General features: G+C 78.5%; 6 protein-coding genes and 2 pseudogenes. 4 read left to right on the top strand and 4 right to left on the bottom strand.

Features of this window, described 5'->3' with window-relative positions; genetic code table 11:
* Positions 1-67: 67 nt before the first annotated feature.
* A complete protein-coding gene (mycP, locus tag ACZ7LB_RS30690; protein ID WP_471472775.1) occupies positions 68-1360 on the bottom strand; it encodes a type VII secretion-associated serine protease mycosin in 1293 nt (430 codons plus the stop codon).
* Positions 1360-2883, bottom strand: coding sequence for a type VII secretion protein EccB (gene eccB, locus ACZ7LB_RS30685; RefSeq protein WP_471472773.1), 1524 nt, complete (start codon positions 2881-2883; stop codon positions 1360-1362). Before eccB ends, mycP begins: the two co-directional genes overlap by 1 nt.
* Positions 2884-3101: 218 nt before the next feature.
* On the opposite strand from eccB, the gene eccE reads away from it, so the two are divergent.
* From eccE to ACZ7LB_RS30665, 4 genes and pseudogenes are all read left to right on the top strand, one after another.
* Positions 3102-4427, top strand: coding sequence for a type VII secretion protein EccE (gene eccE / locus ACZ7LB_RS30680; RefSeq protein WP_471472771.1), 1326 nt, complete (start codon positions 3102-3104; stop codon positions 4425-4427).
* On the top strand, positions 4427-5200 hold the full coding sequence (locus ACZ7LB_RS30675) for a hypothetical protein (protein WP_471472769.1): 774 nt from the start codon (positions 4427-4429) through the stop codon (positions 5198-5200). Before eccE ends, ACZ7LB_RS30675 begins: the two co-directional genes overlap by 1 nt.
* 338 nt (positions 5201-5538) lie before the next feature.
* Positions 5539-5667: pseudogene (locus ACZ7LB_RS30670) on the top strand (SCO5717 family growth-regulating ATPase); the annotation flags it as partial.
* 1743 nt (positions 5668-7410) lie between these two features.
* A pseudogene (locus tag ACZ7LB_RS30665) lies at positions 7411-9042 on the top strand (MinD/ParA family ATP-binding protein); the annotation flags it as partial.
* 550 nt (positions 9043-9592) lie between these two features.
* Here the strand turns inward: ACZ7LB_RS30665 and ACZ7LB_RS30660 are convergent.
* Both ACZ7LB_RS30660 and ACZ7LB_RS30655 read right to left on the bottom strand, forming a co-directional pair.
* On the bottom strand, positions 9593-10552 hold the full coding sequence (locus ACZ7LB_RS30660; RefSeq protein ID WP_471472767.1) for a bifunctional riboflavin kinase/FAD synthetase: 960 nt from the start codon (positions 10550-10552) through the stop codon (positions 9593-9595).
* A gap of 638 nt (positions 10553-11190) precedes the next feature.
* Complete coding sequence (locus tag ACZ7LB_RS30655; protein ID WP_471472765.1) at positions 11191-16062, bottom strand: hypothetical protein; 4872 nt, start codon at positions 16060-16062, stop codon at positions 11191-11193.
* Positions 16063-16119 lie beyond the last annotated feature (57 nt).

The following is a 16119-nucleotide window of genomic DNA, read 5'->3' as shown; positions in this document are numbered from 1 at the left end:
GAGGCCGGATCGCCCGAGCGGGGGCCTTCGGGCGGGGAGGGCGCACGGTGGGGGCCGGGCGGTGCGGTCAGCCCTTGTCGCGGCGGCGGGCGTCCCGGGTGGCCACCGCGGTGCCGGCCAGGGCGGTCACCAGGACGAGGCCGCCGACGACCGCGTACGTGCCCACGCGGGCGTCACGGGCCTGCGGTGACTCGCCGAGGCGGACCGGGGGCACCGAGGGCGGGCGGGCCGGGAGCAGGCCCTGCTCGTCGGGTGCCGGGGAGCCTGCGGGGTGAGCGGGGTCCACGTCCGTCAGGGCCCTGACGGGGTCGACGACGCCCCAGCCGACGAGGCGGTCGTGGCCGGGGACGGACCGCTCGGCCGTCTGCTCGATCCGGGCGACGATCCGCGCGGGGCTCCACCGGGGGTACTTGGCCTTCAGCAGGGCCGCCACCCCGGCGACGTACGGCGCGGAGAAACTGGTGCCGTTGTCGGAGCAGTGGCCGCCGCCGGGCACGGTGGAGACGATGTCGACGCCGGGTGCCGCCACGCCGACGAACTCGCCGGACTGGGAGAACGGCGCCCGTTCGTTGTTGCGGTCGGAGGAGGCCACGGCGAGGACACCGTCGTAGGACGCCGGATAGGTGGTGCCGACCTTGCCGCCGAGGCCGTCGTTGCCCGCCGAGGCGACCACCACTGCGCCCCGGGCCAGGGCGTGGTCGACGGCCGCCCTCAACTCCGGCTCGGGCTCGACCGCGTCGGCGGTGTCCTGGGAGATGTTGATGACGCCCGCGCCCACGTCGGCGGCGTAGCGGACGGCCGAGGCGAGGGTGTGGGCGGTGCCGTTGCCCTCCGCGTCGTTCTGCTTGACGGGGATGATCGTCGCGCCGGGGGCCAGGCCCACGAAGCCGGTTCCCCGAGCGGGGCGGGCCGCGATGATGCCCGCGACCTTGGTGCCGTGGCCGACCGTGTCGGTGGTGCCCCGGGAGTCGCCGCGGTCGGCCGGTCCGCCGTCGGCGTCCTTGGCGCGGAGGTAGTCGCGGCCCCTGGACGCGTCGACGGCACCGGCGAGTTGGGGGTGGCGGGCGTCGACGCCGGTGTCGATGACGGCGACCTTCACGCCCTCGCCGGTGGACTGCTCCCACAGCTCGTCCAGGTTGACGCGCTGGAGCGACCAGGGGCGGCCCTCGTAGCGCCGCGCGGGGAAGGTGCACCGGCCGCCGTCGTCCGCGCGGGCCGGGGGCGCGGTCCAGCCGAGGGCGGTGGCGGTGAGGGCCGTCGCCGCGAGCACGGCGGCCGGGGTGCGCACGGCCGCGCGCGGGGGCCGCCGGGCGGGACGGACCCCTGGCACGGCGGGGCCCGCCCGGCCGGCCGTCGCCATCAGGACCCCTGCGGCTGCCGGGCCGCCGCCTCGGACAGGCGCGGGCCGGTGGGCAGGAAGGTGGACCACTGGACGGGCACGGGGGACGGGGCCACCTTCTCGTAGCCGAGGCGGACCTGGGCGGTCCTGGCCTCGTCGAGGCGGCGTTCGCGTTCCTCGCCGGAGACGCCGATGCCCCGGTCGTCCACGGCGCTGTCGTTGTTGGCCTGGAGGGCGTAGCGCAGGCCGGTGTCGGTGACGAGGAACACCGCGCCGGCCCCGGTCTCGGTGTTCTGGAACTGCCGGTAGAGCTGTCCGGTGCCGGGGGTGACGTAGGCGCTGGAGGAGCCGGTGGGCAGCGGGGCGGGGTAGCCGGTTCCGGCCCAGGTGGAGAGGGTGGTGGCGCCGGTGCCGGCGTCGACCGCGCGGAGCACGGCGCAGACGGTGGTGCGGCCGTCGGCGGCGGAGGTGTCGTTGACGGTCCGGGGACGGTGGGAGGGCCAGGTGCGCTGGCCCCGGAAGGCGGTGCTGTCGGCGACGGCGCCGGGGCTGACCTGCCGCGCCTCGCCCGCCTGTCCGACGTCCACGAGGGCGCGGCTGTTGAGCAGCAGGGTGGCGGTGAACTCCGAGACGCGGGCCACCTCGCCCTTGAGGACGACGTAGTACTGCATGCGCTGTCCGTCGTACGCCTTGATGACCATGCCGATCCGGTCGTGGGGCCCGAGTCCGGCCGAGGCGCCGGCGGGGGCGCCGGGGGTGCCCGCGACGCGGGGGATGGCGACCGGGTCGCCCCGGTGGAGGGTGTCGAGCCATTCCTGCGAGACGCGTTGCGGGGCACGGCCCTGGGTGTCCAGGGCCTTGAGGAGCTCCGGGTCGGCGGGGTCGGCCAGCGGGTAGGCGTAGCCGCGGGAGTCGACGATGTAGCGGCTGCGGCCGTCCGGGCCGACGACGTGCATCAGATCGCCCCGGGTGAGCCGGCCGCGGCCCTCGGTGCGGGGCCGGTCGCGCTCGGCGAGGACGAAGGCGGCCTTCTGGACGGCCCGGCCGCCGGGCCCGGGGCGCTCGCAGACGGCCCAGCGCGCGGCCCGCCCCGCCTCGTCGGGGGACGGCAGCCGGTCGGGGGCGTAGGGGATGCCGATGGTGGCGCCGTGCGGGAGGTCCCCGCTGTCCAGGACGTCCTCGTCGACGGTGATGACGTCGGTCCGGTCCGGGGACAGGAGGAGCCGGGCGGACGCCATGTTGAGGACCGGGTGCAGTTGTCTGCGGCCGTCCGTCCTCAGCACGACGTACCGGGTGGTGGAGTCGCCGGCGACGATGACGTGCGCGCCGGGTTCGTCCCAGCCCTTGGGCGCGGTGGGGCTGAACAGGCCGATGGCGCCGAAGACGGCCAGGACGACGACGCCGACGACGGCCCCGGGCACGATGGCGCGGAGAGGCTTGGGGGCGTCCTCCTCGGAGCCGGTCGGGGACGGGCGGAGGAAGGACGCGAGCAGGCGGCGTTTGGCGAAGGTGTGGGCGTTCAGTTCGTCGCGCCGTGATGCCATCTGTCCGCGGTCCTCCCCCGTACGAAGCCGTGCCGGGCCGGTGGGGTGCCGACGACGGGCGGTGGTGCCCTGCCTCGCGCGGCCGCGCAACACCGGCTGCCGGGCCGGGTCCCTACTATGCCCTTCGCGTGAGGGTCCGTGTGCGGCGGGTAGGGTGTCCGGCGTCCTGATGCGCGGTCAGTTCCGTGCTCGTCCGGGAGAGTTCGGGGGTCCGAGTGATGGCGTCCACGCCGCGGGGCCCGGTGCGCGCAGCGTCGACGGCGCGCCGGGCGGGGCCGTCCCCGGCCGGTGGCGGCGCGGTGGGTCCGGGCGGGTCCGCCTCCCCCCGCCGGGGGAGGACGCGCGGCGGCCGGGGCGGCTCGCCCGGGCTCCAGCGGCTGGTGCTCCTGGAGTTGGCGGCGGCGGCCCTGGTGTGCGCGTGGCCGGGCGGTCCGGCGGTGCTCGGGGCGGCGGCCGCCGTCGCGGGCGTCCTCCTGGTACCGGCCCTCGTGCGACTGCGGGGGCGTTCGCTGCCCGAGTGGCTGCGCGGCCGGCTGGCCCTGCGCGCCCGGCTGCGCGCGGTCCCGGACGCACCGCTGCCGCCGGACGTCGACCCCGCCCTGGCCCCGGCCGTGGAGTGCGATCCGTCGTTGCGGACGTACCGGTACCGCCGGGACGACGAGGGGCGGCCGGTGGGCATGGTGGGCGACGGGAGCTTCCTCACGGCGGTCCTGCGGGTGGAGTCGGGGGCGGTCGCGCCCCGGGGCGGGCAGGGCCGCGTGCCGCTTCCCCTCGCCCTGGTGCGGGACGCGCTGGAGGTGGACGACGTCCGCCTGGAGTCGGCGCAGGTGGTTCTGCACACCCAGCCCGCGCCCGCCCCGCACCTGCCCCGGGAGTCGGTCGTGGTGACCAACTACGCCCAGCTCCAGGGGGACACGGCGGTGCCCGCGGTGCGCATCGTGTGGATCGCCCTGAAGTTCTCCCCGGAGCTGTGCCCGGAGGCGGTGGCCGCCCGGGGCGGAGGGCTGACCGGGGCGCAGAAGTGTCTGCTGCGCGCCGCCGAGCACCTCTCCAGCAGGCTGGCGGGGGCCGGGTTCCGGGCCGGTGTGCTCACGGAGGAGGAGCTGTCGGCGGCGATCGCCACGTCCGCGTGCGCCAACCCGCTGGTGACCACCGGTCCCGGCCCGGCGGGCGCCCCCGCTCCGCGCAGGACCGCCGAGTCCGCACGCAGTTGGCGGTGCGACAACCGGCGCCACACGACGTACTGGGTGCGCCGGTGGCCCCGGCTCGGCGGAGCGGGGGGCGGACTGCCGGAACTGGTCGCCCGGTTGACATCCGTCCCGGCCCTGGCGACCACCTTCAGCCTGACGCTGGCCCCGGCGGGCGCCCGGGAGGCGGCGGTCACCGGGCACCTGCGGGTCACCGGGCGCAGCAGTACCGAACTGTCCGAAGCACGGTGGGCGTTGGAGCGGGCCGCGCGCGAGGCGCGGACCGGGATCGTCCGCCTCGACCGGGAGCAACTGCCCGGTGTGCTCGCCACCCTGCCCCTCGGAGGCGCCCGCTGATGTCCGTGACCGCGTCGCCGACGCCCGGCGGTCCCGAGGGGCCCCGGCCGTCCGGCTCCGGAATCCTGCGGCGGCTGCGCGCCGGGGCGGGCCTGTCGGGCCCCCGGCATCCGCGCCATGTGCTCTCCCTGTCCCGACTGGACGCGCTGGCCGTGCCGGTGGGGGACGACGGGGTGGTGGTGGGGGTCGGCTCCGACGAGCGGCCCGCGGTGCTCGGGGTGAATCGTCCGGCGCCGTTCGACATCCTGTTCATCGGCGGCCTGTGGACGGCCCAGGTGCTGGCGCTGCGGGTGGCGGCGACGGGCGCCCGGGTCGCGGTGGAGACGGGCAGGCCGGAGCACTGGGCCCAGGTCGTGCGGGCCGTCGGCGGCGGGCAGTCCGGCATGACCGTGCACGACGTGGGGCGGGTGCCTCCGCAGGGGGCGTCGGCGATGAGCCCGGTGCTGGTGGTCCGCGACTGCGGGATGCGTCCGCCGCGCGGCCGGGTGACGGCGGCGCCCTGGCAGTCGGTGCTCACCGTCCTGCCCTATCTGAGCCCGGTGGCACCCCGGTTGATGCGCCAGGCGCGTCTGACGGGGGTGCAGCGCGTCTCCCCCGACGAGGCGGAGCGGATCGGCCGCGAGGCACGGCTGCCCCGGGACGAGTACGAGGCCCTGCCCACCCTCGCCGACGGGGTCACGCTGTGGTGCGCCGGCCGCGAGCGGCGGTATGTGATGACGCGGCCCACGGACGCCGAGGCCGGACTGCTGGGCGCGCCGCGCCGGATGGACTGACCCGGGCGCTCCGGCCGCGCGGGACGGTCCGCCCGCTCCGGTCTCCCCGTGCGGACGGACCCGCGGCCCGGCGGGCACGGCGTCCGGGGCCGCGAACGGGGTATGTTCCGGGCGCGGTTGGTTCCGCGCGGGGCGGGTCGGTGGCCGCCGGGGCTGCCGGGGCGGCGTCGCGGGTGATTAGGCTGGGTACCGGCGCGGCGCGACGCCCGGGAACGGCGTCGGCGTCCCGGGGGACCGGTGGGACCGGACGCCCCCGAACGGCCTCGGACAACTGCGGATGACGAGCAAGGGTCGCCCCCGGTACGGCAGTCGGATGCGCGACCACACCAGGAGGAACTGTGAGCAGCGACCGGGACGGGACGCGCGGGGGCTGGGCGACGCCCGGCGACGACCAGCCCGACGCGGAGTCCGCGATCGAGGCGACGGGCGAGTTCACCATCGACTACGCGCCACCGGCCTGGTACACGCAGAACGCGACCGGCATGACACCACCGTCCGTACCGCCGGGGGCCGTTCCGCCGGGGGCCGTTCCGCCGGGGGCCGTTCCGCCAGGGGCCGGTGTTCCGGGGGCCATCCAGCCCGGACCCGGTGGTCCGGGGCCCGTTCCGCCGGGGGCCATGGCGACGGGGCCGGCCCCGTCGGAGGCCTTCGGTCCCCGCGCGGCGGGCGGGGCCGCTCCGGGGCCGGCGGACCCGGCACCGGCCGCCCCGCCCCCCTTCCCCGGCACGGCCGTCACGCCTCCCCCGCCGCCGTCCGCGCCTCCGGTGACCGGGGCGGTGGGGGTTCCGGGCCTGCCCGTGGGAAGCGGGTTCGAGCCCCAGGGAGCGGAGCCGGGGTTCGGGTCCGGCGCCGGTGGCCTGGAGAGCGGGGCGACCATCCGGTTCTCGGCCGCCGCGCTGAGGCGGGAGCCGGCGGAGGCCGTCGCCCCGGCCGGGGCGCACCCGGAGGCGGCCGACGGCTCGGGGCAGCCCCCGGCCGGGGAGCCGGAGGGTGCGGGCACGGCTTCCCACACGGACCCGGACGCGGGTTCGTACGCGGGCACGGGCGGGGCGGGAGCGCTCGGTGCCGGGGAGTCGGCCGGGCAGACCGGGACCGCTTCGGGGACCGCAACCCCCGGGGGACCGGAGGCCGCCGGTGAAACCCGTGTCGACGGGGCGGCCGAGCCTCCCGGAACCACCGGAGGCGTGGCCCCGGCGGCGGAGGCACCGGACGGGAGCGACGCCGGGGGCGACGAGGGAGAGGGCGCGCGGTCCGGACTCCGGGCGCCCGCCGGGCCGGACGACACGGCGGAGGACGGGGTCGGCACCGGCGAGGCCGGCGCGGGCAGCGCGGGCAGCGCGGGCAGCGCGGGCAGCGCGGGCAGCGCGGGCAGCGCGGGCAGCGGCACGGTCGACACCGCAGGCGCTGTCCCCGTGAGCACCGTCCCCGCGGGCACCGGCGAGGGTGGCGCCGTCCCCGCAGGCACCGCAGGCAGCGCAGGCAGCGCAGGCAGCGCAGGCAGCGCAGGCGCAGGCACGGTCGGCGGCGCCTTCGGTTCCGGGACGCCGGACGGCGAGGCTTCCGCCCCCGACGGCGACACCGGCACGGAAACGGGCTCGGACCCCGGCCTCGGCGCCGCCCCCGACCTCGGCACCCCTCCGGACACCGGCACCGGCCCCGGTTTCGTCACCGGCCCGGGCTCCCCCACCGGCACGGACACCGCTTCCCGCGCCGACCGCGCCTCCGTCCCTGACGGCGGACCCGTCCCGGATCCAGGCACCACAGCCGCGCCCGCTCCGGACACCGGCGCAAGCACCGTCCCCGGCCAGAGCCAGAGCCAGGGCACCGGCACAGACAGCGACGCCGCCCCCGACACCGCTATCGGCACCCCCGGGAGCACACCCCGCACGGACGCCGAGGCGGCCCCGGGAACCCCGCACCAGGGCGCGTCCCCGGGCACTGCCCCCTCCGTCGGCCTCCCTCCCGTCGGCGCCGCCGACACCGCCTCCGGCGACGGCCCGCCCGGTGGCGCCCCGTCCCGGAGCACCTCGTCCCCGGGCACGCCTCCCCAGGGCATCACGGCCCACGGCACCCCGCCCGGGGACGCCGCACCGCGGGCCGCGACCCCGGCGCCGCCTCCGGCCGCCCCCGCCTCGGCGGACCGGTGGCCCCCGCATCCGCCGGTCCCGGCCCCCGCGACGGAGGAGCGGGCGGTGCCGCTGCCGCCGTCCCCATACCAGCCGCAGGCCCCGCAGCCGGCGCCCGCCGCGTGGGACCCCGCGCCCGCCGTGCCGCGCCCGCCGACGGCGCCTCCGCCCCCCGCCGGGTACGGCTTCCCGCCCCCGGCCGGGTACGGCTTCCCACCCCCGGCCGGGTACGGTTTCCCGCCCCAGGGCTCCGCGCCCCCGGTGGCGCCCCCGCAGACGGCATCCGTGCCGGGCGTGCCGCAGCCGCCCGCGCAGCCCACCGGCCACGGCTTCCCGCAGCCCCCGGTGCCGCACGAGTTCGCCCCGCAGGCCGCCCGGCCGCCCCACGGCGCGCAGCCGGCGCAGGCCCCGCAGTCCCCCTACGTCCCCCCGCAACCCCCGGCGCACCAGCAGCAGCCCCACCAGCCCCCGGCCGCGCCCCCGGAGGCGCAGCAGGCACAGCGGGTTCCTCCGGCGCAGCGGCCCGCCCCGCAGGTCCCCCAGCCGGCCCAGCCACCGACGGACCCCCGGCTCGGGTCCGCCTGGCCGCAGCCCATGCGGCACGACCAGCGGCAGCCCACCAACCCGGGTGCCGCACCCCTGGGTTACACCGCGGCCGTCGAGCTGTCGTCGGACCGGCTGCTCAACACCAGGCGGCAGAAGCCCAAGAGCACCCGTCCCGTGGGCGGTTCGCGCTTCAAGCTGGGCGGCCGGAAGGAGGAGGCCGAGCGGCAGCGGAAGTTGCAGCTCATCCGCACGCCCGTGCTGTCCTGCTACCGCATCGCGGTCATCAGCCTCAAGGGCGGCGTCGGCAAGACGACCACGACCACCGCCCTCGGCGCCACCCTCGCCAGCGAGCGGCAGGACAAGATCCTGGCCATCGACGCCAACCCGGACGCGGGCACGCTGGGCCGCCGGGTCCGCCGCGAGACCGGGGCCACCATCCGGGACCTCGTCCAGGCGATCCCGTACCTCAACTCGTACATGGACATCCGGCGGTTCACCTCACAGGCGCCGTCGGGGCTGGAGATCATCGCCAACGACGTCGACCCCGCCGTGTCCACCGCCTTCAACGACGAGGACTACCGGCGCGCCATCGACGTGCTGGGCAAGCAGTACCCCGTCATCCTGACCGACTCGGGCACCGGACTGCTCTACAGCGCCATGCGCGGCGTGCTCGACCTGGCCGACCAGCTGATCATCATCTCGACGCCCTCGGTGGACGGGGCCAGCAGCGCCAGCACGACGCTGGACTGGCTGTCCGCGCACGGGTACGCCGACCTCGTCTCCCGCTCCCTGACCGTCATCTCGGGGGTCCGCGAGACCGGCAAGATGATCAAGGTCGACGACATCGTGGCGCACTTCCGGACGCGGTGCCGGGGGGTCGTGGTGGTGCCGTTCGACGAGCACCTGGCGGCCGGTGCCGAGGTCGACCTCGACATGATGCGGCCGAAGGTCAGGGAGGCGTACTTCACCCTCGCGGCCATGGTCGCGGAGGACTTCGTGCGCCACCAGCAGTCGCACGGCCTCTGGACCTCCGACGGCAACCCGCCCCCGGTGGCCGCCCCGCCGCTGCCCGGGCAGCAGGTCCCCGGCGCCCCGGCCCGGCCGGACGTTCCCGGCCCGTACCCGCAGCAGCAGGCCCAGCAGCAGCCCGGGGAGCCGTATCCGCAGCCGGGACAGCCCCACCCGCAGCCGGGCGGGCCGTACGCCCCCCAGCAGCAGGCCCAGCCGCCCCACCCCCACCAGCAGGGCGGGCAGCCGTATCCGGGACAGCCCCTTCCGGGCCAGGCACCGCACCCGCCGGGCCAGTAGGGACAGAGCGAAGGGCGGCCGGCGCACCGCGCACCGGCCGCCCTCGGACGTCCTGGACACCGCTTCTCACGGCACCCCGCGCCGCACACCCGCCGAAACCGCGCCGGCCGGAGCCGTACGCCCCCGGCGGAGCCCCGTGGCACGGGACCGGGCACGATCCCGCCCGGCGGCCGCTTCCGACCGGCGATGCGGTGCCGCACGGCGACACCGCACGGCACGGGCGGGAAGCCTCCGGGCGGGAGGGAACCCTCCAGGGTCTTTCGCTCGGATCGGGCCGGATCGGGGAGCGGGGTCCGGCGCCGTGCGTCGCGAGGCGGAGGAGGGAGTCGGGGCGGAGCCCCGGCGACCGACGGCAACGCGGCGAGGTGCGGCGCCAGGGCCCGCGAGCCCGGCATGATCCAAACGAGAGGCCCTAGGTGGGCGGCCGTTCGGCGACGGCGAGCAGCTCGCGGCAGCGCGCCACGTCGGCGGCCATCTGCTCCAGCAGTGCCTCCAGCGTGTCGAACCGGGCCTGCCCCCGGACGAAGGCCAGGAAGTCGACGGCGACGTGCAGCCCGTACAGATCGAGGCCGACGCGGTCGATGGCGTACGCCTCCACCGTGCGCTCGGTGCCGTCGAACTGCGGGTTGGTGCCGACGGAGATCGCCGCCGGCATCACCTCGTCCTGGGCGTGCAGCCACCCGGCGTAGACACCGTCGGCCGGGATGGCGGTGTGCGGCAGCGTCTCCAGGTTGGCCGTGGGGAAGCCCAGCTCGCGACCGCGCTGGGCGCCCCGGACGACGATGCCCTCGACGCGGTGCGGGCGGCCCAGGATCTCGGCGGCGCCCCGCACGTCGCCCTCGGCGACCAGACGGCGGGTGAGGGTCGAGGAGAACGGCTCGCCGCCGCCCGCCTCGCCGGACACGTACAGGTCGATGACCTCGACCTCGAAGTCGTAGACCTTGCCCTGTTCGGCGAGGAAGTCCACGTTCCCGGTGGCGCGGTGGCCGAAGCGGAAGTTGGGGCCCTCGACGACGGCCTTGGCGTGCAGCCGGTCGACCAGCACCTTGACCACGAAGTCGGCGGGCGACAGCTTCGAGAACTCCGGGGTGAAGGGCAGGATCAGCAGCGCGTCCACGCCCAGCCGCGCCACGAGTTCCGCACGGCGGTGGTGCGGGGCGAGCAGCGGCGGGTGGCTGCCGGGCCGGACGACCTCGCTGGGATGCGGGTCGAAGGTGACGACGACGGCGGGGACGCCCAGTTCCCGGGCGCGGTCCACCGCGTGCTCGATGATGAGCTGGTGCCCCCGGTGGACACCGTCGTAGGAGCCGATGGTGACGACGCTGCGTCCCCAGTCCTCGGGGATGTCCTCCAAGCCACGCCAGCGCTGCACTGTGTCTGCTCCTTGTCGCAAACTCGTCGAAGTCGAAGCCTCTTACGCGACTCTAAGGGTGCCATGCCCTCGGGCCCCCGCCCGCATCGGCATGGACGCTGTGACGGTCCGCACGTCGACGGGGGCCTCCGGGAGGCCGTTCCCGGGCCCGCGCCGGGGGCGGTGTGCGGGGCGGTGCACGGCCGCGGCGGGGCCGGTCGGGCGCGGTACGGGGCCGGTGCGACCGCCAGGGGCACGGGCACCGGCGGGGTCGCGGCCCCGCACCGGCCGGGCCGGGAGCGGGGGATGATCCGGCACCGTTCGGGCGCGGACCGGGCGCGGACCCCGCGCCGACCCGGCGCGGAGATGGCGCGGATACGGGCCGGTGCGGCGCAGGTCCGGCGCGGACGCGGGCCGGTGCGGCGCGGGACCGCACCCGCCGCCGACGAGCCGGTGGGCGCGGACCCGCGACCAGCGCGCGGTCGGAGGGCCCTGCGGCGCACCCGCGACCGCCCCGGCCGCCGACCCGGACCGCGGACGCCCGACCGCCCCGGCCGTGGGGCGTCGGCGCACCGGCGGTCGACCGGAGGGGGCGCCCCGGCAGCCGCCGTCACCGCCGGTCCGCACCCCGGCGAGGCCGTACCCCGCCGCACCCCTCCTCATCCCCGCGCCCCCGGCCGGGCCGGACCGGGACCGGACCGCGCCGGGGTCCGGGGCTCCGCCGGTTCCTCCACGGTGCGGCGGGTGTCCGGACCCACCAGGGGCGCCCACTCCCCCGGCGCGGCACGGAGCCATCCGGCGAGGCGGGCGGCGAAGCCCGGGAGATGGCGGGCGAGGTCGGCCAGGGCCCGGTCGAGGCGTTCCGCGCCGTCGGGGGTGCGGCCGAGGAGCAGGCCGGTGCGGTGGACGAGGGCGGGCAGGTCCCCGGCGGCGCAGCGGGCGGCGGCGGCGCGCAGCAGGGCGTCGAGGACGGCGGGGTCGCGCTCGTGGGCCAGCAGGTGCGCGCACAGCTCGCGGCGGAGGTGGTCCCGGGCCGGGGTGCCGGTCCCGTCGGGCGCGAGGACCCCGGCGAGGGCGGCCCGCACCGGCTCGGGCCCCCGGTCCAGCAGCCGGGTGACCAGGGGGCGCAGCGGGGTGCCGGCCGCGCCGTCCCGGCCGAGGGCGCTGTCGAGGTGTCCGGCGAGGTGCCCGGCGGTCCCGGGGTGCTCCGCGGCCACGGCGGCGACGAGGTCGGCCACCCGGTGGGCGAGGCCGGGCGGGGTGGCGTCGAGGAGGGCACGCAGCACGGCGTCGGCGTCGGGTCCGCGCAGCAGCCGGGTGCGGAAGGCGTCGAGGACGGGCTCCGGGTGGTCGGGCAGCGTGGCGGCCACGGCGGCGGCCGGCAGACAGGGGTCACCGGCGGTGAAGTGGACCAGGGCGCGCGGGAGATGGCGTCCACGGCTGCCGGGGTCCTGGAGCAGCAGGGCGAGCGCGCCGCCGTGCAGGGTGGCGTCCGCGGGGCGGGCGAGGAGGGCGAGGGCGGCGTCGCTCAGCAGGGCGCGGTCGGCGGCGGTCCGGGTGTGCGGGGCGGCGAGCAGGCCGTTGGCGACGGCCGCCGCGCGCCGGTCGGGCCGCTCGTCGCGGGACCAGCGGGCGACGGCCCGGCAGAGGGCGGCCGGCTCCTCCTCGGCCAGGACGGCGAGGAGTTCGTCGGCCCGCCGGTGCCCGCACCTGGCGAGCACTTCGACGAGGTGGTCGGGGGCGCGGTGCCGGTGGGTGTGCAGCAGGGCCTGCGCGGCGGTCGCCACGGTGGCGTGCGGGGTGGCGGGCAGCGGGCGGTCGTCGTCGAACCACCGTGCCAGGAGCGGCTGTACGGCGACGGGGTCGGCGGTGAGTTGGCGGGCGGCGGCGTCGAGGTGGCGGGCGGCGGGACGGTGCGGGGGGCCGTCGGTGGGGACGACCCGGCGCAGCAGGTCGAGCCGTACGGCGGCCGGCAGCCGCAGGCCGGTCCAGAAGGCGGGCCCGAACCGTCCCGGGGCGTCCCGCTCCCCGCCGCCGCGTTCCGCGACACCGTCCGCGAGCATCCGCAGCACCTCGGTGTACGGCGTCGCGTCGGGCACCCGGGTCAGGGTCCCGGCGAGCAGCCGGGCGGCCCACCAGGAGTCCGGCCCGGCGTCCAGGGCCTGCACCAACTCCTCCAGCGTGAGTGCGAGTTGGGGGGTGCCGTGGTGGCGGGCGAGCAGCAGGAGGGCCTCGGCGACGGGGCCGATGCGGTGGTGCGGCACGGGCGGGCCGGCGGCGTCCCGTCCTTCGCGCCGCCGGTGCACGAGGACGCGGAGCGCCTCGTCCAGATCGAGGTGACCGCCCTGGACCCAGTCGGCCAGTTCCTCGTGGGCGAAGCGGTAGCCCGCCCCGGCGGGCACCAGCAGGCCCTCGGCGAGCACGGCGGAGGCCCAGCCGGTGACGCCGCCGGGCCGGGCGGGCGCGGGGCCCCACGGGAACACGGCCTCGAACGACTCCCGGTCCAGCTCGCCCTGGCCGGGCCCGAGGCTGCGCCGCGCGGCCTCGTGGACCCGGCCGGAGACCCTGGCGGCGAGCCTGCGCACGGCGGTGCCGGTGAGGCCGTTCCCGGCGGCGAGCCGGGCGGCGATCCGCAGGCACATCAGGTCCAGGTGGGCGGCGAAAACCGTGTCCCGGTCGACCCGGACGGGCGGCGGCGGGCCGGGGAGCGCGGCGTACACCTCCGAGAGCAGGCGCAGGGTGAGGGGGTGCCGCTCGTCGGCGGGCGACAGGACCCCCTCCGGCACCCGGTACCGCCCGCGTGCCTCCCGCGCCTCGTCCGCCCCGAGGTCCCCGAGCACCACGCAGGGCGGCAGCCCCCCGCCCCACGCACCGCCCCCCACAACGGCGACCACCCCGGCCCCCCGGCCCCCACCACCTCCGTGGACGGAGCCCTGGTCACCAACCCCGTAGGGGGAGCCCTGGTCAGCAATCCGGAACGGGGGACCCTGGCCACCGGCCCCGTACGAGGACCCCGACCCACCGGCCCCGTACGGCGAGTCCGTATCACCGCTCCCGTAGGACTGACCCGGCTCACCGACCCCGTACGGAGAGCCCGGGTCAGCGATCCCGTAAGGGGGGCCCGGGTCACCGGCCCCGCACGCCGGGCCCGGGTCACCGGTCCCGTGCGAGGGACCGAGGTCGCCCCTCCCGCGGGGAGAACCCGGGTCGCCGCTCCCATACGGAGAACCCGGCTCACCGGTTCGGTGGGAGGAGCCCGGATCACCGATCCCGTACGAGGACCCCGACCCGCTGCTCCCGTACGAGGACTCAGGGCCGCGGGTCCCGTGCCGGGTGCCCGGGTCACCGGCCCCGTACGGCGAGTCCGGATCACCGCTCCCGTAGGACTGACCCGGCTCACCCCTCCCGTGGGCGGAACCGGGGTCACCGATCCCGTGCGACGATGCCTGTCCGCCGCCGTCGTACGGGGAGGCCCGGACCCACTGCTCCACCGCCGCGCCGCCACCGGCGCCCACCGCTCCCGGCCGTCCCGGCGCGGGCGGTTCCGCACCCGCCGGTCCTGGCCCGGCGGCGTCCCGCTCCCCTGCCGCCGGGTGCGTGGGGTGACCGGCGGGGCGGCCCTCTCCCGGACGGTCACCCCGCGTCGGCTCCCCGGACGCGCCCGGACCGACCGCGGGCGCGCCAGCGCCCGCCGCTCCGCCCGCCCCGGCGGTCCTGGCGGTCCCGGCGGCACCCCGCCTCCCCGTCTCTGACACCCGATCCCTCAGAGGACCGCCCCCGGGGAAACCGCCTCCCGGCCCCTCACGCTTCTCCGGCCCCCCGGGCGCTCCCGGACCGGCCGCCCGCCCCACGTTCCCGTACGCTCCCCCCGCCCCAGTGGCGCCGCGCCCCCACCTCCCCGGCACCCGGTCCACCGCCGGACCGCCCCCGGGAACACCGTCTCCCCGACCCGCGCCCGGGCCACCCGCACGCCCCACGCATCCGCGCGCTCCCCCCGCGCCCTCCACGGCACCCGGTCCCCCGTCCGCCGCGGCTCCCGGGCCGTGTCCGGTGCCGTCGCCGTACCCGGTGCCGTCGCCGTGTCCGGCCCGCTCCCCGGCGGATCCCTCGCCCCCCGGGTCCCCCGGCCCCGTCCGGTGGCCGGAACCGCGTCCCGTCCACGTGCCGCCCGGCGGCAGCCGCACCGTGCCCGGTGTGTGGAGCAGTTCCGGGGGGAAATGGGCTCCCGCGCGCTCCCAGTACTCCGGGCGGCAGGCGACGACCAGGCGGGCGCCGGTCTCGTGGAGCCAGGTGGCCGTGCCCCCGGTCCAGGCGGGGAGGCGGTGGGCCAGCAGGGGCGGCATCTCCTCGGGACCGTCCAGGAGCAGCAGCAGGGGCCGCCCGGCGGCGCGGGCGAGGCGGGCCAGCCGGTCCGGGGTGATGACGCCCAGCCCGGCGGGGCGGGGGCGGCTGCCGTCGGCGGCCACGATACGGGCGGCCCGTGCGAGGGCCCGCCGCGCCGCGTCCGCGACGGAGCCGTCGTCCGCGCGCAGGTCGGCGCCGCGCAGCCACAGCGTGGGGGCCGGGCGCGCGCCCCGGGCGCGGCGGGCGACGAGGGCCGCCAGCTCCGTCGTCCGGCCGCTGCCGGGGGCTCCGACGAGGGCCAGCACCTCGGCGCGGCCCGCCGCGAAGGCGGCGAACTCCCGTGCCGGTGCGGCGCGTTCGACGGGCGCCACGGTGCCCAGGCCGGTGCCGTCGCGGCCGGGCGGGCCGTCCTCGCCCACCGAGGTGGCCGTCAGTTCGAGGACACCGGCCAGATTGAGGTCGGCGCCGTACGCGGGCACCGTGGCGGCGTTGTCGGCGAGCAGTCCGGCCAGCGGACCGCCGTCGGCGGGGCGCAGCGGCACGGCGAAGCCGACGTCGCGGTGGCCGGAGGCGAGGGCGGTGCCGAGGACCCCGAGGACGGCGCCGGTGGCGGCGTCGAGGACGGGGCCGCCGGCCGCGCCGCCGCCGAGCCGCAGCGCGTCGCGGCCCGCCGTGCCCATCGCCAGCTCCAGCGCGCCGCGCAGGCGGTGGAAGCGGTCGGTGGCGGTGTAGGTGACGTCGGTGGTGCCGAGGACCCGGGCCTCGCGCCAGCCCCCGGCGGGGATCCGGACGTAGGTCCCGGGGTCGGCGCGGTCGCGGACGGTGAGCGGCAGCGGACGGCCGCCGAGGCCCTCGGCGCGGACCAGGGCGAGGCCGAGGCCGGGCAGGGCGGTGACATCGGCGGCGGAGACGACCCGGCGGTGGTCGCCCGCGCCGTGCAGGACGAGCCGGGAGACGCCGTCGACGGCCTCGTGGCTGGTGATCACGGTGCCGTGGTGGTCGGCGGCGAACCCGGTGCCGCGCGGGCGCCCGGCCAGGTCGTGGACGCGGACCAGGGCGTCGTCCGGGGCGGGCGGCGCGGCAGGGGGCCCGGCCGGTCCGGGACCGGGGAGGCCGGGCCCCCGAAGCTCGCCCGGGGACCGCCGCGGGCTGCCGCCCGCCTCCCGGGACCGGTTCCGCGACGCCATCGTCGACCCTCCCCGCCGTACCTCCGTGCTCCGTCCCCGACGGTAGGCGGGTGGTGT

This window comes from Streptomyces sp. NPDC107521, assembly GCF_055598485.1.
This window is presented reverse-complemented; position numbering and strand designations above follow the sequence as displayed.